This window comes from Pseudomonas cucumis (genome assembly GCF_030687935.1).
Taxonomy (GTDB): domain Bacteria; phylum Pseudomonadota; class Gammaproteobacteria; order Pseudomonadales; family Pseudomonadaceae; genus Aquipseudomonas; species Aquipseudomonas cucumis.
Genome location: NZ_CP117454.1, coordinates 3,482,696 through 3,503,449, shown reverse-complemented (window position 1 = coordinate 3,503,449; position 20,754 = coordinate 3,482,696). Strand labels below are relative to the sequence as shown.

17 protein-coding genes and 1 tRNA gene are annotated in these 20,754 nt (G+C 60.8%); 13 read left to right on the top strand and 5 right to left on the bottom strand.

What is annotated here, in order from left to right; genetic code table 11:
* Positions 1–64: 64 nt before the first annotated feature.
* The 3 genes from dapF to PSH97_RS15860 form a co-directional block, all read right to left on the bottom strand.
* Positions 65–883 (bottom strand): diaminopimelate epimerase, encoded by an 819-nt coding sequence (dapF, locus tag PSH97_RS15870; RefSeq protein ID WP_305445750.1) that lies wholly within the window; start codon positions 881–883, stop codon positions 65–67.
* A 255-nt stretch (positions 884–1,138) separates the two neighbouring features.
* Complete coding sequence (locus PSH97_RS15865) at positions 1,139–2,878, bottom strand: dipeptidase (protein WP_305445749.1); 1,740 nt, start codon at positions 2,876–2,878, stop codon at positions 1,139–1,141.
* A gap of 153 nt (positions 2,879–3,031) precedes the next feature.
* Positions 3,032–4,144 (bottom strand): CapA family protein, encoded by a 1,113-nt coding sequence (locus tag PSH97_RS15860; RefSeq protein ID WP_305445748.1) that lies wholly within the window; start codon positions 4,142–4,144, stop codon positions 3,032–3,034.
* A gap of 177 nt (positions 4,145–4,321) precedes the next feature.
* Between PSH97_RS15860 and PSH97_RS15855 the strand changes: the two genes are divergently transcribed.
* Positions 4,322–4,396, top strand: a tRNA-Gln gene (locus PSH97_RS15855).
* 211 nt (positions 4,397–4,607) lie between these two features.
* Here the strand turns inward: PSH97_RS15855 and PSH97_RS15850 are convergent.
* Entirely contained in the window at positions 4,608–6,605 is a 1,998-nt protein-coding gene (locus PSH97_RS15850; protein ID WP_305445747.1) for a peptidase U32 family protein, read from the bottom strand.
* 111 nt (positions 6,606–6,716) lie between these two features.
* Positions 6,717–8,603 (bottom strand): sigma-54-dependent Fis family transcriptional regulator, encoded by a 1,887-nt coding sequence (locus tag PSH97_RS15845; RefSeq protein WP_305445746.1) that lies wholly within the window; start codon positions 8,601–8,603, stop codon positions 6,717–6,719.
* 346 nt (positions 8,604–8,949) lie between these two features.
* On the opposite strand from PSH97_RS15845, the gene PSH97_RS15840 reads away from it, so the two are divergent.
* The 12 genes from PSH97_RS15840 (at position 8,950) to PSH97_RS15785 (ending at position 20,736) form a co-directional block, all read left to right on the top strand.
* Positions 8,950–10,008 (top strand): ATP-NAD kinase family protein, encoded by a 1,059-nt coding sequence (locus PSH97_RS15840; protein ID WP_305445745.1) that lies wholly within the window; start codon positions 8,950–8,952, stop codon positions 10,006–10,008.
* A 33-nt stretch (positions 10,009–10,041) separates the two neighbouring features.
* A complete protein-coding gene (locus PSH97_RS15835) occupies positions 10,042–11,019 on the top strand; it encodes a thiamine pyrophosphate-dependent dehydrogenase E1 component subunit alpha (RefSeq protein WP_305445744.1) in 978 nt (325 codons plus the stop codon).
* 33 nt (positions 11,020–11,052) lie between these two features.
* Positions 11,053–12,072: an alpha-ketoacid dehydrogenase subunit beta gene (locus tag PSH97_RS15830; RefSeq protein WP_030128853.1), complete on the top strand. Its 1,020-nt coding sequence runs from the start codon at positions 11,053–11,055 to the stop codon at positions 12,070–12,072.
* Complete coding sequence (locus PSH97_RS15825) at positions 12,069–13,181, top strand: acetoin dehydrogenase dihydrolipoyllysine-residue acetyltransferase subunit (protein ID WP_305445743.1); 1,113 nt, start codon at positions 12,069–12,071, stop codon at positions 13,179–13,181. Before PSH97_RS15830 ends, PSH97_RS15825 begins: the two co-directional genes overlap by 4 nt.
* Positions 13,182–13,270: 89 nt before the next feature.
* Entirely contained in the window at positions 13,271–14,335 is a 1,065-nt protein-coding gene (locus PSH97_RS15820) for a 2,3-butanediol dehydrogenase (RefSeq protein WP_305449811.1), read from the top strand.
* 143 nt (positions 14,336–14,478) lie between these two features.
* Positions 14,479–15,045, top strand: a complete 567-nt coding sequence (locus PSH97_RS15815) for a Csu type fimbrial protein (RefSeq protein ID WP_305445742.1) — start codon at positions 14,479–14,481, stop codon at positions 15,043–15,045.
* Positions 15,046–15,237: 192 nt separating this feature from the next.
* Entirely contained in the window at positions 15,238–15,738 is a 501-nt protein-coding gene (locus PSH97_RS15810) for a Csu type fimbrial protein (RefSeq protein WP_305445741.1), read from the top strand.
* Between the two features lie 128 nt (positions 15,739–15,866).
* Positions 15,867–16,382: a Csu type fimbrial protein gene (locus tag PSH97_RS15805; protein ID WP_407682154.1), complete on the top strand. Its 516-nt coding sequence runs from the start codon at positions 15,867–15,869 to the stop codon at positions 16,380–16,382.
* A gap of 18 nt (positions 16,383–16,400) precedes the next feature.
* Positions 16,401–16,937, top strand: coding sequence for a Csu type fimbrial protein (locus PSH97_RS15800; protein ID WP_305445739.1), 537 nt, complete (start codon positions 16,401–16,403; stop codon positions 16,935–16,937).
* The gene (locus PSH97_RS15795) at positions 16,937–17,434 is read left to right on the top strand and encodes a Csu type fimbrial protein (protein ID WP_305445738.1); all 498 of its coding nucleotides are present in this window, start codon (positions 16,937–16,939) and stop codon (positions 17,432–17,434) included. Before PSH97_RS15800 ends, PSH97_RS15795 begins: the two co-directional genes overlap by 1 nt.
* A gap of 30 nt (positions 17,435–17,464) precedes the next feature.
* Positions 17,465–18,253, top strand: a complete 789-nt coding sequence (locus tag PSH97_RS15790; RefSeq protein ID WP_407682153.1) for a fimbrial biogenesis chaperone — start codon at positions 17,465–17,467, stop codon at positions 18,251–18,253.
* Positions 18,254–18,378: 125 nt separating this feature from the next.
* Positions 18,379–20,736, top strand: coding sequence for a fimbria/pilus outer membrane usher protein (locus PSH97_RS15785; protein ID WP_305449809.1), 2,358 nt, complete (start codon positions 18,379–18,381; stop codon positions 20,734–20,736).
* Positions 20,737–20,754: the final 18 nt, after the last annotated feature.

Here is a 20,754-nt window from a genome sequence, read left to right as displayed (position 1 = left end):
ACCTCAAAAGGGTGATCTTTTGTCGGTCGATTCAGAATAGGTCAGTTATGCGATGGCCGCCGGTTCATAGCCTGAAGGAGAGGCTGTCGTGAATCGCTCCCGAAAACGTTGTCTCTACCGGCCCGATGAGAAAGACAGGTCCCACGCCATCCCATTGAACCGTTACGGTGCCGCCATCACATTCAACCTCAACGCAAGGGTCTAACAAGCCACGACGAATTCCGTTAACCGCGGCACCACAAGAGCACGAGCCTGAACCGAGTGGAATACCACCCCCGCGCTCCCAAATGCGCAACCGAATGTGCTTTCGGTTAATGATCTGGACGAAATGCACATTCGTCTTGAGGGGGAATAGAGGATTGGTTTCAATGATCGGTCCGAGGGTTGCTATATCAACGGCTGTCAGGTCATCCACAAAGTAGGTGCAGTGCGGATTACCCATGCTGGTAGCTGCTGGCTCACCCGCCAGTGGTAAAACAGCAGTATCCATCTCCAGAGCCAGGGGAATATCCGACCAGCCGAAAAGCGGTTCCCCCATGTTGACGGCAATCGTACCCGTTGAGGTTCGTTCACACGTGAGGAGGCCACGGTTGGTTCGCAGCGCTATCGACGTAGTGTTTGATTCACGCATCAACAAATCCGCAGCCCCCCGCGTTGCGCTGCCACACGCATCCAGCGTGGAACCATCGGCATTCCAGAACATCAAGCGCGCAACGGCATCATCGCAATCGAGCATTACCGCGAGTTGATTGAATCCGACGCCTCGGTGCCGATCACCCATTCGACGAGCCATGGCACTTGTGATTGGATTGGCCGAGTTTCGCGAGTCCACAATGACGAAGTCATCGCCATTGGCGTGCATTTTATGAAAACTCAGCGGCATAAAGAGATCCCATTGAATTCCAGGCAAATTCAGCCGCGACGCACCCTATGTAGCAGCTGCCGAGCCTGCGAGGCTGCGTTCGGCTGCGTAGCAGTCGTGAGTCAGGCAGGCACGGTCTGCCTGATACACAGCAATTTCTGATTTTACGACTGCTTCGCAGCCGAACGCAGCCTCGCAGGCTCGGCAGCTGCTACGGATAACATTACGTCTTGACTGACTGACAGACCCGCCAGAATAGCGGGTCCGAAAGGAGGATCAGAGTTTCGGCAACTGCCCGATGCGCCCGAACATTTCGGTCACGATCTGCAGATCCAGCAGGAACTGGTCGACAGTCTTGAACTCGTTGTCGTTGTGGCCGGTGTACTTGACCTCGGGCCTGGCCAGGCCGAATTGCACGCCATTGGGCAGCTCATGGACCGAAGTGGCGCCGGCAGAGGTGCCGAACTTGTGTTCCATGCCAAGGTTTTCGCTGGCCACGGCCAGCAGGGCCTTGACCCATTCACCCTCAGGGTTGCGGTGCATCGGCTCGGCGATCGAGTAGTCAAAGGCCGCCGCAATGTCGGTCTTCTTGCTCCAGGCGCCAAGCTTGTCGGCGATTTCGGTCTTTAGCACTTCAGGGGATTTGCCCTTCGGCACGCGCAGGTTGACTGCGAGCTTGAAGGCTTTTTCATCCATCCCGACATAGGTCAGGGATGCGGTCAGCGGTCCCATGAAGTCATCGGAAAAGCCGACCCCCAATTTGCCACCCAGGTAGTCCAGCCCCCAGTTGTCGGCGGCATAGCGGGCGGCGTCGGTCATGTGGTTGTGCTTGAGCGCGACCTTCCCGTCGAGGCTGTTGATGAAGTCCAGCATCCTTGCCACCGGGTTAACGCCTGACTCTGGCTCGGAGGAGTGGGCGGAAACGCCGGTAACCGTCAGCTGGACGTCCTTGCCGACGACCTTGGCGCTCACCTCGAAGTTGCCACCATTGCGCTTGGCATAATCGCTACCGGCCTTCTGCAGGCTGGCGGCCAATTCGGCGGGCTTGTCAGTCACGAGGGTGGCGACCGAAGTCGACGGAATCTGATTGGTTGCCAGACCGCCCGTCATTGCGGTGATTTCGGCGCCTTTGCCCTCTGCGGCGCGCCGAGGAAAACTGGCCATGACGGTGCCATAGCCTTTCTCGGCAATCACCACCGGGTAGCCGCCATCCAGCGCCAGGTTGTAGTTGGGTGTCGGGTTGTGTTCGAAGTAGTAGGGGATGGCGTCGCCCGTGGTTTCTTCGGTGGTGTCTACCAGCAGCTTGAAATTCCTCGCCAGCGGTAGCTTCTCTTCCTTGATGATCTTCATGGCGTAGAGCGCCACCACAATGCCGTTCTTGTCATCCTCGGTGCCCCGGCCATACATGCGGTCGCCGACCAGGGTGACCTTGAACGGATCGAGGCGGGTGCCGTCTTTTAGAACCCAGTTCTCCGGCGTCACCGGCACCACATCGGCATGAGCGTGAATGCCCACGACTTCGTCGCCGTTGCCTGCGAGGGAGATTTCATAGACACGGTTGTCGATGTTGCGAAAGTTCAGGTTGAAGGCCTGGGCAAGGCCCTTGAGCTTGTCGGCGATCTTGATGAATTCGGGATTGTCGTGCTGAGCAACGCCGTCCACGCGGAAGGTCGGGATTGCCACCAGCTCGCGCAGGGTCTCGGTGGCAGCATTGCCGTATTTCACCCGTGCATAGAGGCCAAGCAAGCGATGGATCTCGTTCTGCTGTTCAGGGGTAAGGGGCTTGTTGCTCTGGAAGGCACTGATTGCCGGGCCGAGGTCGTTGGTTTTGGCAAGGTCGCTTGTGGCCAGGCGTCCCAGGAACTGCCTGAAATCGGTTACCGATGTGTCACTGAAGGTCTTGAGGATGGTCGCGCTCTGTTGCGGGGTGATGTTGGCGTGCGCCGAGGTTGTGAACGACGAAAGGCTGGCCAGCATCAGGGTTGTCGCGGCCAGGTGCTTGAGTGATAAATCCATTGTTGGGGGCATTCCTTTGCAGGCAGTTTGTGGGAAATATCTGGTCGATGAGTCAGAAACTTTTCCAAGCTAACACCACGAGGGCGTGGTACGGGAGTCCCTGAAACGGGATTTGTCGCAAAAAAATGCAAAAGCGGCGCAGAAACGAAAAGCCTACCAACGTAACTCGAAGGCATTTTTTGCGCCCGGCTGGATGCTGCTGCCCAAGCGTGCGCACTCGCGAGAAAGGGTGTCGTGCAGCCATTGACGGTCATCCCCTTCGGCGCGACAGAGGCGAAAGCGACGCAGGTGGGTGGGTATCAGCTCCAGTGACTTGAGGTTCCCGCCCGGGTCCAACGAGGCAAAGTACAGAAGGCCCAGGTCGCCGCGAAAGGCTGTGTGGCCTTCGATACCTTCGTAGTCGTTCAGCAGATCACCGCAGCCATAGAGAATCAGGCGTTCGCGGTACACCTCGATGCCCTTGACGTGGTGCGAGGAATGCCCGTGCACCACGTCAACTCCGGCCTCGTCGATCAAGGCATGGGCGAACCGGACTTGCTCGCGCGGGATATCGAACCCCCAGTTGCCGCCCCAATGAATGGAGGCGACCACCAGATCCCCCGGTTTTTTGCTCTCGAGAATCCGTTCGGCCACAGGGCGCAGGCTGTGCATCGTTAGATCTTCCAACCGCGCGACGCCCGCGCGCTTGTCCGTGGCGGCCCAGTCCAGCGGTATGCCGCTGTCGGGTACGCCGAGGCCAAACACCAGCAAGCGCCGCCCGCCAGGCTGCGGCAGCACGGCGGGCGCTTCGGCAGATTGCCGGTTGTGCCCGGCGCCGGCGCTGCACATACCGTTGCTCGACAAGGTATCCAGCGTATCGGCCAGGCCGGCAGGCCCCCAGTCCAGCACATGGTTGTTGGCCAGCACGCAGCAGTCGATGCCGGCTGCGCTGATGGCCGGGAAGTTCTCCGGGCTCATGCGGTAATTGATGCCCTTTTGCTCCGGTCGTCCACGACGAGACACCGCAGTTTCCAGATTGATGATGCGTGCGTGTGGCTGGCGAAGTTCAAACTCATCCAGCGCAGCGCCCCAGACATAGGTGAAATCGACGGGGAGGGGAATCGGGCCATTGAGCCTTTCTGCCAGCCGGACGTAAACGCCGGCATGCTTGACGTAGTCTTCGTAAAGCCGCGGATCGCCAGGATACGGCAGTACTGTGTCGATGCCGCGGGCGGTCATGACATCGCCTGCGAGAAACAGCTTCAGTGAATCGGTAACAGCTGCCATGGCATCCTCCAGGATCAGGAGTAAGCATCTGTTTTAAAACAAATATATTTTTGTTTTGGCCTTCCCAGGCGAAGCGAAAGTTGGTAAATTTCCGCCCGTTCTTGCAGAGGCTCTTACAGGCCTTGTCCGCAAGGACAAATCAGAAAGAGAGTGCCAAGCACTCGCCGCAACAGATACAGGGGCGTCGCCAAGCGGTAAGGCAGCAGGTTTTGATCCTGCCATGCGTTGGTTCGAATCCAGCCGCCCCTGCCATTTTCCTTTGACTCATCCAAGTATGGCTCCGCCGGCAGGTATTGCGGGAGTCCCGGATGAGTGTCTTTACAGAAAACGCCAACGCCGATCCGGCCTGGCGTTTTTTTATGTCTGCAAATCCCTCTGGGTGGCGCCTTTAACATTCAGCCGTCTTGCGAGCGCAGCGAGCGCGGCGCCGTAGCGGCGCCGTAGCGGCGCGCTCGCAAGTCACTCAGTGGGGCGCGCGAGGGATGGTCTTGAGCAGGTCTTCAGGGCTGATGTGGCCGACAACCGGCTGCACGCTGCCCGGTTGCGGCAGGTCAAGAATGTGTCCCTTCATCTTGCCGATCACGTGCATCTCGCAAGGCTTGCAGTCGAACTTCAGCGTCAACACCTCGTCACCGTGCACCAGTTGCATCGGCGCGACTTTGGTGCGCACGCCGGTGACGCCCTTGGCCTGTTTGGGGCAGAGGTTAAAGGAGAAACGCAGGCAGTGCTTGGTGATCATCACCGGCACCTCGCCGGTCTCCTCATGAGCCTCATAGGCCGCGTCGATCAGCTTGACGCCGTGACGGTGATAGAAGTCGCGGGCTTTCTGGTTGTAGACGTTGGCCAGGAACGACAGGTGCGACTCCGGATACACCGGTGGTGGATCGGTCTCGGCCTTGCGACCACCCCGTGGGTGAGCCTCGATGCGGGCCGCGGTCAGCGCTTCGATGACTTCGCGGCGCAAGGCCTTGAGCTGCGAGTTGGGGATGAAATACGCCTGGGGTGCATCCAGCTCAATTGCTGTGGCGTGGTACTGAGTGGTGCCCAGTTGGCCGAGCAGGTCGTGCAGTTGCTCCAAGGCCTGTTCCGGCTTGTTGGCCAGGCCGAACGGGCCGTCCAGGGCGACACTGGCGCTGACACCTTCCTCGCTGGTGGCGGTCAGCTCCAGGCGATCCTCGCGCAGGCGAGCGACCCATGCCAGACCCACCCGGCGCTCGGCGGAGGTCTTGAGCAGCGCCTGCTGCCAGTTGTGGTCGAGGTTGCGGCTCAGCGGGTGATTCGGTCGCAGCTGGTGCAACCCCTTCGGCATCTCATTGGGCTCTACACGATAGCGGTAGCGCTTTTCCCCGTCCTCTTCGAACTCGCCCTTTGGCTCGGCGATGTTGGTGCGCCAGCCCACCACCTCGCGCTTGACCAGCACATTGAGGCCGTCGCCGTTGGACAGCGGTTCGTGGGTGACCACCAGCAGATCGCGCTTGCCGACTTTCTCCACCACGCCCACCGGCAGGCCGGTGAAGGTGGGTGTGTCGAAGGCGCCGATGTCGATCTTGCGGTCGCTGACAAAGTAGTCGGTGCTGCCGCGGTGGAAGGTCTTTTCCGGATCGGGCAGGAAGAAGTGCGCGGTGCGGCCGCTGGACGCGCGGGCCAGGTCTGGGCGGTCTTCGAGAACCTCGTCCAGGCGCTGGCGATACCAGGCGGTGATGTTCTTCACATAGCCCATGTCTTTATAGCGACCCTCGATCTTGAACGAGCGCACGCCGGCTTCCACCAGCGCGCGGATGTTGGCGCTCTGGTTGTTGTCCTTCATCGACAGCAAGTGTTTTTCGTAAGCGATCACACCACCTTTTTCGTCCTTGAGGGTGTACGGCAGGCGGCAAGCCTGGGAGCAGTCGCCACGGTTGGCGCTACGGCCGGTTTGCGCGTGGGAGATGTTGCACTGGCCGGAGAACGCCACGCACAGCGCGCCGTGGATGAAGAATTCGATCGCCGCATCGGTCTCGTCGGCAATGGCGCGGATCTCCTGGAGGTTCAGCTCGCGGGCCAGTACCAGTTGGGAGAAGCCGGCCTGGTCGAGGAACTTCGCCCGCGCCAGGGTGCGGATGTCGGTCTGGGTGCTGGCGTGCAGCTCGATCGGCGGGATGTCCAGCTCCATCACGCCCAGGTCCTGGACGATCAGCGCATCGACGCCGGCGTCGTACAACTGGTGGATCAGCTTGCGGGCCGGCTCCAGCTCGTTGTCGTGCAGGATCGTGTTGATGGTGGTGAAGACCCGGGCGTGGTAGCGACGGGCGAATTCCACCAATTGGGCGATATCGCTCACCTCGTTACAGGCGTTGTGGCGGGCACCGAAGCTCGGGCCCCCGATGTACACGGCGTCAGCGCCATGCAGGATGGCCTCGCGGGCAATGGCCACGTCGCGGGCGGGGCTGAGCAGTTCCAGGTGATGTTTGGGTAGGGACATGTTTTTTTAGTCTGGCTTGTCACGGTCAAGGTGCGCATTGTAGCGGCGAAACGTTTGACCGGCACCCGTATGCAGCCCGATGGCGAGCGGGGCCGCCGGATGCAGCTGTGGTTAGCCCCTGCCAGGCATGTCGATGTCATGTTGATGCACCCGTCGATACAGCGTGGCCCGAGAGATGCCCAAGGCCTTGGCCGCGGCGGTGGGTTTCCAGCGATGACGCACGAGGGCATCGATGAGTGCCTGGCGTTCCGGGCTGGCGCAGTGTTCCACGGTGTCAGCTGAAGCCGGATCATTGAGTCGATGGCCAAGCAGTTGCTCAGGCAAGTCACTCAACAGAATCAAATGGGTCTCGCATACCGCACAGGCGTAACGCAGCACGTGCCGCAGTTCGCGCACATTTCCCGGCCAGCGATAACCGAGCAGGCATTCCAGTGCGGCGCTTCCCAGTTGCATCTCCATTGCGCAGGTCGACGATTCTTCTTCGAGTATCCGGTTGATCAAGGCCAGTCGATCACTGCGTTCGCGCAACGGCGGCAATTGGAATCGCGCGCCACTGAGGCGAAAGTACAGGTCCTCGCGAAACTCGCCAGAGGTCACCCGTGCTTCCAGATCGCGGTGGCTCGCGCAGACGACCTGAATGTCTATCGCTTTGCTTCGTGACGCTCCCAGGGGCGCCACTTCGCCCTCGGCCAAAACCCGCAGTAGCCGGGTTTGCAGGGACAGGGGCATATCGCCGATTTCATCGAGAAAAAGAGTGCCGCCATCGGCCTGTTCCAGCAGACCTCGCATACCTTTATTCGATGCACCGGTGAAAGCGCCGGCCACATAACCGAACAGCTCGCTTTCGATCAGGTTTTCGGGAATCGCTGCGCAGTTCACCGCAATAAAAGGTCGCTCGCGGCGCAGACTGGCCTGATGCAACTGGCGGGCGAAGACTTCCTTGCCAGAGCCGGTTTCACCCTGGATCAGCACGGGTAAATTGCGGTCTTTGACCCGCACCGCAAGGCGCAGGCTTTCTTCCAGTCGCGGGTCGAGTTCGGCCGCTGACAGCACCCGGCGCGCAGGGTTGCGTTTGACCCGCCGTGGCGCGCTGAGTCGTCCATGCAAGGCATGACGGCCACCTTGGTCGTGAAGCAGGCAGAGCGATTCGTCCCTGGCCTGATGCAATAGTTGCTGATCGAACACTTGGTCGATGTGTTCCGGCAGCTGGCCAAGGCTTTGCAACAGCCACTGCCGCGCCGCGGGGTTCAGCGCCTGCAGTGTTCCGTCATCGTCCCAGGCCAGCAGGTAATCGGGTTGGCTGTCGACATAGCCCGGGCTGTTGTGGGCCCGCAGCACCCAGTAACCCTGGGCACTGCTCATGAAAAACGCTTGTTCTATTTCCCGTGCGCTCTGCACCACCATCTGCCGGATCAGGTGTTGCGAACGACGGTCGTCCGGAGAGCGCACCGCGGACACATCGAGCACCCCGAGCAGTTCGCCCCGAGGGTCGAAGACCGGAGCGGCAGAGCAGGTGAGTCCGATAAAGGCCGCGCGGAAGTGATCCCGCTTGTGCACCGTGACCGGTGTTCGTGCGGTCAGCACCGCGGCCACCCCACAGGTGCCTTCCTCGCCTTCTGACCAGCAGGTGCCCAGGTACAGACCGGCTTTGCGGCAGTCATTACGGATGGAGGTTTCCACGCGGTAGTCGATGGTCTGGCCCTGGGCGTCGGTGAGCAACACGCAGTAGTCGGCATCGCGCACGCGCCCGTGGAGGCGGGCGACTTCTTCGCTGGCGATGCGCAGGAACAGTTCGGAGCGTTCTCGACACTCCTGCAACACGTTCTGCGAAAGGATCCGTGGCCCTTGTAATGATCCGGGGTCCAGGTGGTGTTGCTCCATGGAGCGACGCCAGGAGTCCAATATCAAATCCGACACAGGCAGTTGCGGCAGGTGCGCGGCGTTCTTCAAAACACGGCTGACGCAATCCACGTGCGCCTTCGAGTGTGCGGAAAGCATTTAAGGTCTCCGGTTCGATCTTCTTTTAGTTGTGCGGCTATTAAGCGCCGTTCATGGACGGTCGACAAGCATCGGTTCACTCACTGCGAAGGTGAGACGCGACGTCTCAAGGTCTCACCACAAGCCCGTGCAGGCTGACATGAAACGTCTCAATCGAGCGTAATCCCAACCCTCATAGACTCAGGTCGTGGCCGCTCTGGAACAGGCGTTCTGGCGTTTTTTTTCGGATCTGGCACCGGCCTTGCTCTAGCCCCTGCAACCAGTGCGACTGGCAACCCGATAATAAAAAGAGGTGCCCTATGTTCTCCTGCCGAGGCCTTTTCCCTTTTGTACCTGTGGTGGTGGCGTGAGTCGCTTGCCCCTGACCGTCGGCATCATTGCCAACCCGGCGTCCGGCCGGGACGTACGGCGCCTGACGGCGAATGCCGGGCTGTTTTCCAGCACCGACAAGGTCTCGGTGATCCAACGGCTGCTGGCGGCTTTTGGCGCCACCGGTGTCGAGCGGGTGCTGATGCCCACCGACATGACCGGCATCGCCGCCGCGGTGTTGAAGAACAGTCATGGCCGCCAGGCGCGTGACAGCCACTGGCCAACCCTGGAGTTCCTCGACCTTACCTTGCGCCAGAGCGTGGCGGACACTCGCCAGGCTGCGCGCTGGATGGCCGAACGCGGCGTGTCGCTGATCGCCGTACTTGGCGGTGACGGTACCCACAAAGCGGTGGCTGCAGAAGTCGGCGACATTCCGCTGCTGACCCTGTCGACGGGGACCAACAATGCCTTCCCGGAGCTGCGAGAAGCCACTAGCGCCGGGCTGGCCGGCGGGCTATTCGCCAGTGGCCGGATCCCGCCCGAAATTGCCTTGCGCCGCAACAAACGCCTGCTGGTGCGGATTCCGAGCCGCGACCTGTGCGAAGTGGCTTTGGTGGACGTGGCGGTGTCCTCGCTGCCCTTTATCGGCGCCCGGGCAATCAGCCGTGGGATCGATTTGGCCGAGGTGTTTGTAACCTTCGCGGAACCGCAGTCCATTGGCATCTCGGCCCTCTGTGGCTTGTGGTTTCCGGTATCGCGCCAAGCCCCCAATGGCGCCTGGATGCGCCTTGACCCGCAATCCCCCGAAGCGTTGCTGGTGCCCCTGGCGCCCGGCCTGTTGCAAGGCTGCGGGGTACTCGCGGCCGCGAGCCTTGAACCCGGCGTTGCCCATCGTCTGTGCCTGAGCAGCGGCACCCTGGCCCTGGATGGCGAACGGGAAATCGAATTCAACGCCGATGACTTGCCCACCGTCACCCTGGATTCCGGCGGCCCGCTGAGCATCGATGTCAATGCGGCGCTGGCCTATGCCGCGCAAGAGCGGCTGCTGGCCATCGGTCGAGAACACCCGCAACACCCTTTGAACCTTGCACTTTGAAACTTGAGCCTCAAGACACCCTGGAGAATAAAAATGTCGACACAGCTGACCGCTGATCAATTGCTGCATGCCTATCGGGTGATGCGCACTATCCGCGTCTTTGAAGAACGCCTGCACGTGGAGTTCGCCACCGGCGAGATTCCCGGTTTCGTCCATCTTTATGCCGGTGAAGAGGCCTCGGCCGCCGGTGTCATGGCTCACCTGGGGGATGACGATTGCATCGCGTCCAACCACCGTGGCCACGGTCACTGCATCGCCAAGGGCGTTGATGTGCACGGGATGATGGCCGAAATCTACGGTAAGAAAACCGGGGTCTGTCAGGGCAAGGGCGGCTCCATGCACATTGCCGATTTCGAGAAGGGCATGCTCGGAGCCAACGGCATCGTCGGAGCCGGCGCACCGTTGGTTGTAGGGGCGGCGCTGGCAGCCAAGCTCAAGGGGACCGACGGCGTCGCCGTGGTGTTCTTTGGCGACGGTGGTTCCAATGAAGGCGCGGTGTTCGAAGCGATGAACATGGCCTCGGTGTGGAACCTGCCGTGCCTGTTCATTGCCGAGAACAACGGTTATGCCGAGGCCACGGCCTCCAACTGGTCCGTGGCTTGCGATCACATCGCCGACCGCGCAGCCGGCTTCGGCATGCCCGGGGTCACCGTCGACGGTTTTGACTTTTTTGCTGTTCACGAAGCCGCCGGTGCCGCCGTGGAGCGGGCCCGCGCCGGTGAAGGACCGTCGCTGATCGAGGTCAAGCTGACCCGCTACTACGGCCACTTCGAGGGCGATGCCCAGACCTATCGGGCACCGGACGAGGTCAAGTATTTCCGCGAGCACAACGACTGCCTGATGCAGTTTCGCGAACGCACCACCCGGACCGGTTTGATTGATGCCAGCCAGTTGGACCAGATCGATGGCGAAGTGGACCTGCTGATCGAAAATGCCGTGCGCAAGGCCAAATCCGACCCCAAGCCGAGCGCGGCCGACCTGCTCACCGACGTCTACGTTTCCTATCCCTGAACGCCCCCTATAACAAGAATCGAGACCTTCATCATGGCGAGAAAAATCAGTTATCAGCAGGCAATCAACGAAGCCCTGGCCCAGGAAATGCGCCGCGACCCCAGCGTGTTCATCATGGGGGAAGACGTCGCTGGCGGTGCCGGTGCTCCCGGTGAAAATGACGCCTGGGGCGGCGTGCTGGGCGTGACCAAGGGCCTCTATCACCAATTTCCCGGACGCGTGCTGGACACGCCGCTGTCGGAGTTGGGTTATGTCGGTGCCGCAGTCGGCGCAGCGACCTGTGGCGTGCGCCCGGTGTGTGAATTGATGTTTGTCGACTTTGCCGGTTGCTGTCTGGACCAGATCCTCAATCAGGCGGCCAAGTTTCGCTACATGTTCGGTGGCAAGGCCTCCACCCCATTGGTGATTCGCACCATGGTCGGCGCGGGCCTGCGGGCAGCTGCCCAACACTCGCAAATGCTCACATCGCTGTGGACCCACATTCCCGGGCTGAAAGTCGTCTGCCCGTCGTCACCTTATGACGCCAAGGGCCTGTTGATCCAGGCTATCCGCGACAACGACCCGGTGATTTTCTGCGAACACAAACTGCTCTACAGCATGCAGGGCGAGGTGCCGGAAGAGCTCTATACCATCCCGTTCGGCGAAGCCAACTTCCTGCGCGATGGCAAGGACGTGACCCTGGTCTCCTACGGGCGCACGGTCAATACAGCGATGGACGCAGCCCGCAGCCTGGCGGGGCGAGGCATTGACTGCGAGGTCATCGACCTGCGCACCACCAGCCCGCTGGACGAAGACAGCATTCTCGAAAGCGTGGAAAAGACCGGGCGCCTGGTGGTGATCGACGAGGCCAACCCGCGTTGTTCCATGGCCACCGACATCTCGGCCCTGGTGGCGCAAAAAGCGTTCGCCTCGCTCAAGGCGCCCATCGAGATGGTCACTGCGCCGCACACGCCGGTGCCATTCTCCGACGCCCTGGAAGACCTCTATATCCCTGACGCGGCGAAGATCGAAAATGCCGTGCTCAAATTGATCGAGTGGAGCAAGCGTTCATGAGCCAGATCCATACCCTGACCATGCCCAAGTGGGGCTTGTCCATGACCGAAGGCCGGGTCGATGTCTGGCTCAAGGAGGAGGGCCAGGTGATCGCCAAGGGCGATGAAGTACTCGACGTGGAAACCGACAAAATTTCCAGCAGCGTCGAGGCGCCGTTTTCCGGTGTGCTGCGTCGGCAGATCGCGCGCCAGGATGAAACCCTCGCGGTCGGTGCATTACTCGGCATCGTGGTTGACGGCGAAGCCAGTGAGGCTGAAATCGATGCGGTGGTCGAGCAGTTCCAGGCCGCGTTCGTGCCGGGTGACGGCGCTGAGGAAGACAGTGGGCCGAAGCCACAGAAGGTTGAACTGGACGGGCGGCTGATCCGTTACTTCGAGCGCGGCGAAGGCGGGGTGCCGTTGGTGCTGGTGCACGGGTTTGGCGGTGACCTGAACAATTGGATGTTCAATCATGAAGCGTTGGCCGCCGAACGCCGGGTGATTGCTCTGGATCTGCCGGGCCATGGCGAGTCGACCAAACAACTGGAGCACGGCGATCTGGATGAGTTGAGCGGGGTGCTGCTGGCACTGCTCGATCATCTGGATGTTCCCGTGGCGCATCTGGTGGGGCATTCCATGGGCGGTGCGGTGTCGCTCAACACCGCGCGTCTGGCACCCCATCGGGTGCGTTCCCTGAGCTTGATCGGCAGCGCCGGCCTGGGGGCGGAAATCAACGGCGAATACCTGCAAGGTTTTGTCGAGGCGGCCAGCCGCAATGCCCTCAAACCACAGTTGGTGCAGCTGTTCTCCGACCCCGAACTGGTCAATCGGCAGATGCTCGAAGACATGCTCAAGTACAAGCGCCTGGAAGGGGTGAACGCGGCCCTGCGCCTGCTGGTTTCGGGGTTGTTCAAAGAAGGGCGGCAACAGCTCGATCTGCGCGGCGTGGTGCAAGCAGGTCGGCAGCCGGTGTTGCTGATCTGGGGCAGTGACGACGCGATCATTCCTGCGGCCCACAGCGTTGGCCTGACAGCCCAAATCGAAATCCTGCCGGGCCAGGCGCACATGGTGCAAATGGAAGCGGCCGAGCAGGTCAACCGGCTGATTCTGGACTTTGTCCAACAACACTAATGTTCCCTTGGCGGCCCTTTGCGGGTCGCCGAGGCCAACGATTTCAAGGAGATTCCAGCATGAGCCTTCTAATTAACCCGACCCGCAGCATGCGTGCCGCTGTCTGGCATGGCCGTCACGATATCCGTGTCGAAGACGTTCCGTTGCCCGTGTCGCCACCTGCGGGTTGGGTCCAGATTCGCGTGCAATGGTGCGGTATTTGCGGTTCCGACTTGCATGAATACGTGGCCGGGCCAGTGTTCATCCCGGTGGATGCGCCGCACCCGCTGACCGGGATCAAGGGACAGTGCATTCTCGGTCATGAGTTCTGTGGCGAGATCGTCGAAATCGGCGCCGGGGTCCAGGGGTTCAGTGTGGGCGAACCGGTGGCAGCCGATGCCTGTCAGCACTGTGGCACGTGTTATTACTGCACCCATGGGCTGTACAACATTTGCGAGAACCTGGCCTTCACCGGGCTGATGAACAATGGTGCGTTCGCTGAGTTGGTCAACGTTCCGGCCAATCTGCTTTACAAGTTGCCGGCCAACTTTCCCGCTGAAGCCGGGGCGTTGATCGAACCGTTGGCAGTGGGCATGCACGCGGTGAAAAAGGCCGGGAGTTTGCTGGGGAAAAATGTGGTGGTGGTTGGCGCGGGAACCATCGGCCTGTGCACCATCATGTGTGCCAAGGCTGCTGGTGCGGCCCAGGTCATCGCCCTGGAAATGTCAGGAGCGCGCAAGGCCAAGGCTTTGGAGGTTGGGGCGAGTCATGTGCTAGACCCCAATGAATGCGACGCTCTGGCGGAGGTACGGCGGCTGACGGGCGGACTTGGTGCGGATGTCAGCTTCGAATGCATCGGCAACAAACACACGGCCAAGCTTGCCATCGACCTCATCCGCAAGGCCGGCAAGTGTGTGCTGGTGGGCATCTTCGAGGAGCCCAGTGAGTTCAACTTCTTCGAACTGGTCGCCACCGAAAAACAAGTGTTGGGCGCACTGGCCTACAACGGTGAGTTCGCCGATGTGATTGCTTTTATTGCCGACGGCCGTCTGGACATCACACCGCTGGTCACCGGGCGCATTCAGTTGGAGCAGATCGTCGGGCAGGGCTTTGAGGAATTGGTCAACAACAAGGAACACAACGTGAAAATTATCGTGTCACCTGCTCGAATCTGAGGCCACCTGAAGCGTGCGGCCACGAAAACATCCGTGAGAGGCCCACTCTGGACTACGCTTTGGCATCCAGGCTGGACGATCAGGTTCTTTCAGGGCACTGAAGAAACCTGATCGTTCGCCAAGTACTACAGGGAGTTATCGCCATGACGGTCTTGCATTGCACGCAGTCCTCCTCACATTCCAGCGACACGTTGCCAGGCAAGAAGACTCGGATACCGCACAATGGGGGCATTCTCGCCCGTATCGGCATCCTGAGTGTTTTTTCGCTCAGTCTGATACCCACTCTGGCCATTTCAGCTACCTCCACTGCAACCTTCACCGTCTCCGCAAGCATTGTGGCCGGCTGCGGGATCACGGCCTCGCCCTTGGCCTTCGGCGCCTATACAGGCGTGGAAGCCGATGCCGAGTCCAGCCTCTCGGTCAACTGCACCAACACCACAGCCTATAGTGTGGGCCTCGGTGCCGGGACGAGCGGCGGCACCGCGACAGCGCGGCAGATGTCGGGCACTCCCGCAGGCATCCTGTTCTATGCGCTGTACTCGGACGTCACGCGGGCGATCAATTGGGGCGACACCGGTGGCACCGGTCTCATCACTGGAACCGGCAGTGGCTCCGTTCAGGTGATCCCGGTCTATGGTCGGGTGGCAGCGGGGCAGCTTAGTCCGCCGGGCACCTATGCCGACACAATGACAGCCACCATCACCTTTTGACCTTGAAGACCGTGGTCAAGCACGGTTCCTTCCTTCAGAAATCCTACCGACACCCTGATACACACGAAATATGCCCCTTCGTCGCAAAGGTGCGGATTTGACGTGTTGTTTCCCCCCTGGATGCTAACCTCACCCTGCGAATAACCCCATAAAGGGAATGGAAATTTGAATGGGCTCGGGGTGTTGGCGATCATGAGCACGTTGCTCAGTGCGACAGCGTTGGCGGCGCAGCTTCAGGTTGAGGTCCGGGTCAATGTACAGCGCGGTTGCCAGTTGGTTGGCCAACAGCGCGAGGCGGGTGTCGAGCAATTGGGCGTGCTCGACTTTGGCACCACCGCCCGCCTGGACGATCCGGCCGGGCCATTGAGTGCCGCACTGGTGAACACACGCCTGCCACGCCTGGAATGCAATCCCGATACCCCTTACCAACTACAGGTCGATGGCGGCCTGCATGGCGGCGTCGGCGAGGTCCGCTATCTGGCGGGTAGCGCAGAGCGCAGCAAACCCATTCCTTATCGCCTCTATCAAGACGCCGCACGGCAAATTCCGCTGCCGGTGAATGTGCTCTTGAGTGGGCGGGTTCCGGATTCAGGTACGGTGGATTTGCCTCTGTATGCCCGTATTGAACGGCTGTCCGAGATCCCCCGTGTCAGCCGTTATTCCGACCTTTTGAAAGTGACCGTGAGCTGGTAGCAAGGCATTGAGCGACACCTGTCCGATGGATTCGGGCGGTACAAGGAACGTCGTTCGCAAGTGGACGGCTAATGTTTGAATCCTGATGGAATTAGGATCGGTGCAAGACGATGAAGAGTTGGGTGGTGATGACCCTTGGCACAGTTCTACTGCTGGCTGAGGAGGTGCAAGCGGCGATCAGCGGGCAGATTGATGCGCGCCTGACAATCATCGCCAGTTGTGCAGTGATCAATGGCGTCACCAGCCCCACGGGCAGCCCGGTCGATGATTTCGGGCTGTTGGATTTCGGCTCGCAAGGTCCGACCTGGACCAAGCCGATCAACGCCAACCTGAGTGATTCCGGCAACGGCAAGCTGGAAGTCTCCTGCAACCCTTCGGTCACCGGTTTCACCGTGACCATCGATGGCGGCACCCATGGCGACGGCACCACGCGGCGCTTGAGCAATGGTACCCAGACCATCCCTTATCAATTGTTCCTCGATGCTTCCGGTGGCGACAGCTACAGCATCGGTCAACAACGCAATTTCGCTGTTACCAGTGGAGTCCAGATACCAATCCCGGTGTTTGGCTCGGTGGTGGTGAATACCAGCGCGGTCCCGGCGGGAGTCTATACCGACACCCTGACGGTCACGCTGGATTGGTAAATCCAGAGGAAGGACATCATGCATAAGCTTGTATCAAGGATTGGTTTATCAGTGCTCGTTCTGGCGCTGGCCGGCAATGCTCAGGCGGCCACATCCGCCGGCCAGATCACCACCAGCATGACGCTCAGCAGCAGCTGTGAGATCAACGGTGCCCCCGGCGGGGCTACCGGGGTGGACTTCGGTGTGCTGGACTTCGGCACCACCGGCAGTCTGTTCACCGCAGCGAACGGGGCGGTGCTTGCTGGCGGCGGTGGCGCACTGTCGATTCTCTGCTCCAGCGGCACCTTACCGACCGTCACAGTCGGTGCTGGCACCAATGATGGCGGATCTGTCGGTGGCACCCGGGCGCTGGCCGATGGCAGCGGCAACTTCGTGCCTTACGACTTGTACACCGATACCGGTCGTACGCAGGTCCTGGCGATCGACGGGGTGATCACACTCGCAGCAAGTACTGGCGTGGCGCAGACAGTGAATATCTACGGCAAGGCCGTGGGCAAGGCCGGCCTGCCCGCAGGCACCTACTCGGACGCTGTCGCCGTTGTATTGACTTTCTAGTGCAATGGAGTCCTGCCGCGCTGATCCTGATCGGCGCGACTGGTTTGCCTCTGCCGCTGGCGGCGGAGACCAGTCAGAGTTTTCAGGTCAGCGCGACAGTGACAGCGGCATGTCTGGTGATGGGCGGGGTTTCCACCTACGGCAACCTCGATTTCGGCACCCAATCGGCGCTGGCGACCAATACCGTGCAGGTGCAATTGAGCGACGGCGTGCAGTTGCAATGCACGCCGGGCGTGAGCCTGAACATGAGCGTCGATGGCGGCCAGTACAACAGCAACGGGCGGCACTTGCAGCTCGATGACGGCAGTGCCCGTGTGGCCTATCAATTGTTCAGTGACGTGGCCTTCAGTGAGAGCCTGGGCATCGGTCAGAGCGTGGCCGTGGCCTATAGCGATGCGAACAACATCCGATTGCCTATTTACGCACAAGTGCAGTTACCGGGTGATCAGCCCGGAGGGATTTATAGCGACGTGCTGCAGGTGCAGCTGTCGTGGTAGCTCGGTAGTTCGGGCATAAGGAGTAGGCATATGTATTCACCTTTGCGCAGGTTACCGGCCGCGCGTTGCGCTGTGCTGGCGATGGTTTTGCTGGGCGGGGTAAAAGTGCAGGCAGCCAGTTCGGTGCTGATCTGGCCGATCGATCCGGTGCTGGAGGCCGATCAACAGGCGAGTGCGCTGTGGCTGGAAAATCGCGGCAACGAGACGGCGAATCTGCAGATACGGGTGTTTGCCTGGAGCCAGAGTGGTTTCAGCGATCAGTATCAGAACCAGCGCGATGTCATTGGCAGCCCGCCGGTAGCGAAGATCGAACCCGGGCAGAAGCAACTCGTGCGTCTGACCCGTACCCGCGATGTACCGCCGGGGCAGGAGCTGGCCTACCGCATCATTATCGATGAAATCCCCGCGGCCAGGTCCGTGACAGCTGAAGACGGCAAAACCGCTGCCGCCATTCGGTTTCAGATGCGTTATTCGGTGCCGCTGTTTGCCTACGGTGCCGGTCTGTGGAGCAAGGAAGACATGACCCGTAAACGTGACCCCAAAGGCGCCGGTGTGCCTGATCTTAGCTGGCGCAAAGTGGCGGTCGATGGCCGTTCCTACGTGGAAGTGCGCAATCAGGGCGCGGTGCATGCCCGGCTGACCGATGTCGCGTTCAAGCAGGGCGGCCAGACACGGCCGCTGGTTGAGGGATTGCTTGGTTATGTGCTGCCGGGGGCGATCATGCGTTGGCCGGCACCGCAACCGATCAGTGCCGATCAGGCATTGCAAGTACGGGTCAATGGTGCGCCGCAGGTCCAGAGTATTGCGCCGGGGCGGTGACATTTCCCGTAGCAGCCTTCGGCAGTTGCTACGGTTCGCGTAACGGCTTAGTTCCTTGACTGAGAGGTACTCAGGCATTCGCTCGCCACAGTAAGGAAATGTCCATTGACGGACGTAAAGCGGTGATGAGCCAGGATCGGGCTCGCAGTATCAAGCGTCCGCTGTGGGCCGCGATTGGCCTGTGCTGTCTGGTATTCGCCCACCACGGCCTGGCGGGTGACCTGCCGCCAGCCCCCAGTGGCATGGAGGCGGTTGTCGACGCGCAATTGTTTCTGGAACTGGTCGTCAACCAAATGGATACCGGGCGTGTGGTGGCGGTGGAGCAGCGCGGCGGGCGCTACTTTGTACCGGTCGCGGTATTACGCGAAATCGGTATGAAGCTACCGCAAGAGCTCAACGCTGAGGTCGCTCTCGACAGTCTGCAAGGCTTGCATAGCGACTACGACAGCCAGGGTCAGCGGCTGTTGTTGAACGTCCCGCCAGACTGGTTGCCGGAGCAGTTTGTCGGCAGCCGTGAGGCGTATCCGCGCACCCCGGCATTGAGCAGTTTCGGCGCCTTGCTCAACTACGACCTGTACCTCAACGACACCGATGACAGCGGCACCTACCTTGCGGCCTGGAACGAGGTGCGGCTATTTGACAGTTGGGGCACGCTGTCCAACACCGGGCAATACCGGCGCACGATTTCCGGAATCAGCAACGGCACACTGAACAATGGATATCGGCGTTACGACACCACTTGGCGTTACTCCGATGACGACCGTCTGCTGACCTACGAGGCGGGCGATCTGGTCAGCGGCGCCTTGCCCTGGAGCAGTTCGGTTCGCCTGGGCGGTGTGCAAGTGTCGCGCGACTTCGGTGTGCGCCCGGACCTGGTGACCTATCCGTTGCCGCAGTTCGCCGGGGAAGCGGCGGTACCGTCATCGGTCGACCTGTTCATCAACGGCTACAAGTCCAGCAGCGCCGAGTTGCAGCCCGGTCCCTACACATTGACCAACATTCCGTTCATCAACGGTGCGGGCGAAGCAGTGGTGGTCACGACTGATGCCCTCGGCCGACAGGTCTCGACCACCGTGCCGTTCTATGTCACCAGCAACCTGCTGCAAAAAGGCCTGATGGATTTCTCGGTGGCCGCCGGTACCCTGCGCCGTGACTTCGGGATTCGCGATTTCGGTTACGGTCCGGGTGTGACCTCAGGCAGCCTGCGTTACGGTCTGAACGACAGCCTGACCCTCGAAAGCCATGCCGAGGCCTCGGACGCGCTGTCCCTGGGCGGCGTTGGCGGCAACCTGCGTCTGGGCAACTTCGGCGTGCTCAACACGGCGGTCAGTCAAAGCCGGTTCGACGGCAATAGCGGTCAGCAAGTCAGCCTCGGTTATCAATACAGCAGCCAGCACTACAGCGTTTCCTATCAGCGTATGCAGCGCCGCGATCAGTACGCCGACCTGACCGTTGTCGACAGCCCCTACATCAGCCTCAGCCAGCGTAGTGAGCAGTTGACCCTGAGCGTCAGTCTCAACGGCTGGGGCAGCCTCGGTGCGGGCTATTTCGATGTGCGGGCGGCAGATGATTCGCGCACCCGATTACTCAATCTGACCTGGAGCAAACCGCTGTGGCGCAATACCAGTTTTTACCTGTCGGCCAATCGCGAGATCGGCGATAGCGACTGGGCGATGCAGGCGCAACTGGTCATCCCCTTCGACCTGCGTGGCACCTTGAGTGTGAGTGGCGAGCGCAGCAAGACCGGCGTAAGCCGTCAGCGCGTCAATTACAGTCGCGCTGTGCCCAGCGCAGGCGGCGTGGGCTTCAACCTCGGTTATGCCCACGACGAAGGCCCGGATTATCGTCAGGCCGACCTGACCTGGCGCCTGCAATCGGTGCAATTGCAGGCTGGGGTTTACGGCAGCAGTGATGCCCAGACCCGCTGGGCTGATGCCAGCGGTTCGCTGGTGTGGATGGACCATCAAGTGTTCGTCGCCAATCGCATCGATGATGCGTTCGTCGTGGTCAGCACCGGCGGCTTTGCCGATATTCCGGTGCGTTACGAAAATCAACGAGTGGGCCTGACGGATAAAAATGGCCATCTGTTGGTGCCGTGGAGCAGCGCCTACTATCGCGGCAAATATGAAATCGATCCACTGAACCTGCCGACCAATGTGCAGAGCTCGAATGTCGAACAACGGGTCTCGGTGCGCCGTGGCAGTGGCTACCTGCTGGAGTTCCCCCTGAGCCGGATCATTGCCGCGAGTGTGGTGCTGGTGGACGCGCAGCAGCATGAATTGCCCTTGGGCAGCCGCGTGCGGCACGAGCAGAGCGGGGCGAATGCGGTGGTCGGTTGGGACGGCCTGGTCTATCTGGAAAACCTTGAAGAACACAACAGTTTGCACGTGACTCTGGCCGATGGCCGGACCTGCCAGGCGCAGTTCACGCTGGACATGCAACAGGGCCAGGTGCCGTTGATCGGGCCACTGCTGTGTCAATGAAAACGCCCTATAGAACAG

Bases quoted from the DNA above. Each gene is read 5' to 3' on its own strand.
- dapF (WP_305445750.1), bottom strand. From the start codon at position 883: ATGCCGCTGAGTTTTCATAAAATGCACGCCAATGGCGATGACTTCGTC.
- PSH97_RS15865 (WP_305445749.1), bottom strand. From the start codon at position 2,878: ATGGATTTATCACTCAAGCACCTGGCCGCGACAACCCTGATGCTGGCC.
- PSH97_RS15860 (WP_305445748.1), bottom strand. From the start codon at position 4,144: ATGGCAGCTGTTACCGATTCACTGAAGCTGTTTCTCGCAGGCGATGTC.
- PSH97_RS15850 (WP_305445747.1), bottom strand. From the start codon at position 6,605: ATGTCCCTACCCAAACATCACCTGGAACTGCTCAGCCCCGCCCGCGAC.
- PSH97_RS15845 (WP_305445746.1), bottom strand. From the start codon at position 8,603: ATGCTTTCCGCACACTCGAAGGCGCACGTGGATTGCGTCAGCCGTGTT.
- PSH97_RS15835 (WP_305445744.1), top strand. From the start codon at position 10,042: ATGTCGACACAGCTGACCGCTGATCAATTGCTGCATGCCTATCGGGTG.
- PSH97_RS15830 (WP_030128853.1), top strand. From the start codon at position 11,053: ATGGCGAGAAAAATCAGTTATCAGCAGGCAATCAACGAAGCCCTGGCC.
- PSH97_RS15825 (WP_305445743.1), top strand. From the start codon at position 12,069: ATGAGCCAGATCCATACCCTGACCATGCCCAAGTGGGGCTTGTCCATG.
- PSH97_RS15820 (WP_305449811.1), top strand. From the start codon at position 13,271: ATGCGTGCCGCTGTCTGGCATGGCCGTCACGATATCCGTGTCGAAGAC.
- PSH97_RS15815 (WP_305445742.1), top strand. From the start codon at position 14,479: ATGACGGTCTTGCATTGCACGCAGTCCTCCTCACATTCCAGCGACACG.
- PSH97_RS15810 (WP_305445741.1), top strand. From the start codon at position 15,238: ATGAGCACGTTGCTCAGTGCGACAGCGTTGGCGGCGCAGCTTCAGGTT.
- PSH97_RS15805 (WP_407682154.1), top strand. From the start codon at position 15,867: ATGACCCTTGGCACAGTTCTACTGCTGGCTGAGGAGGTGCAAGCGGCG.
- PSH97_RS15800 (WP_305445739.1), top strand. From the start codon at position 16,401: ATGCATAAGCTTGTATCAAGGATTGGTTTATCAGTGCTCGTTCTGGCG.
- PSH97_RS15790 (WP_407682153.1), top strand. From the start codon at position 17,465: ATGTATTCACCTTTGCGCAGGTTACCGGCCGCGCGTTGCGCTGTGCTG.
- PSH97_RS15785 (WP_305449809.1), top strand. From the start codon at position 18,379: ATGAGCCAGGATCGGGCTCGCAGTATCAAGCGTCCGCTGTGGGCCGCG.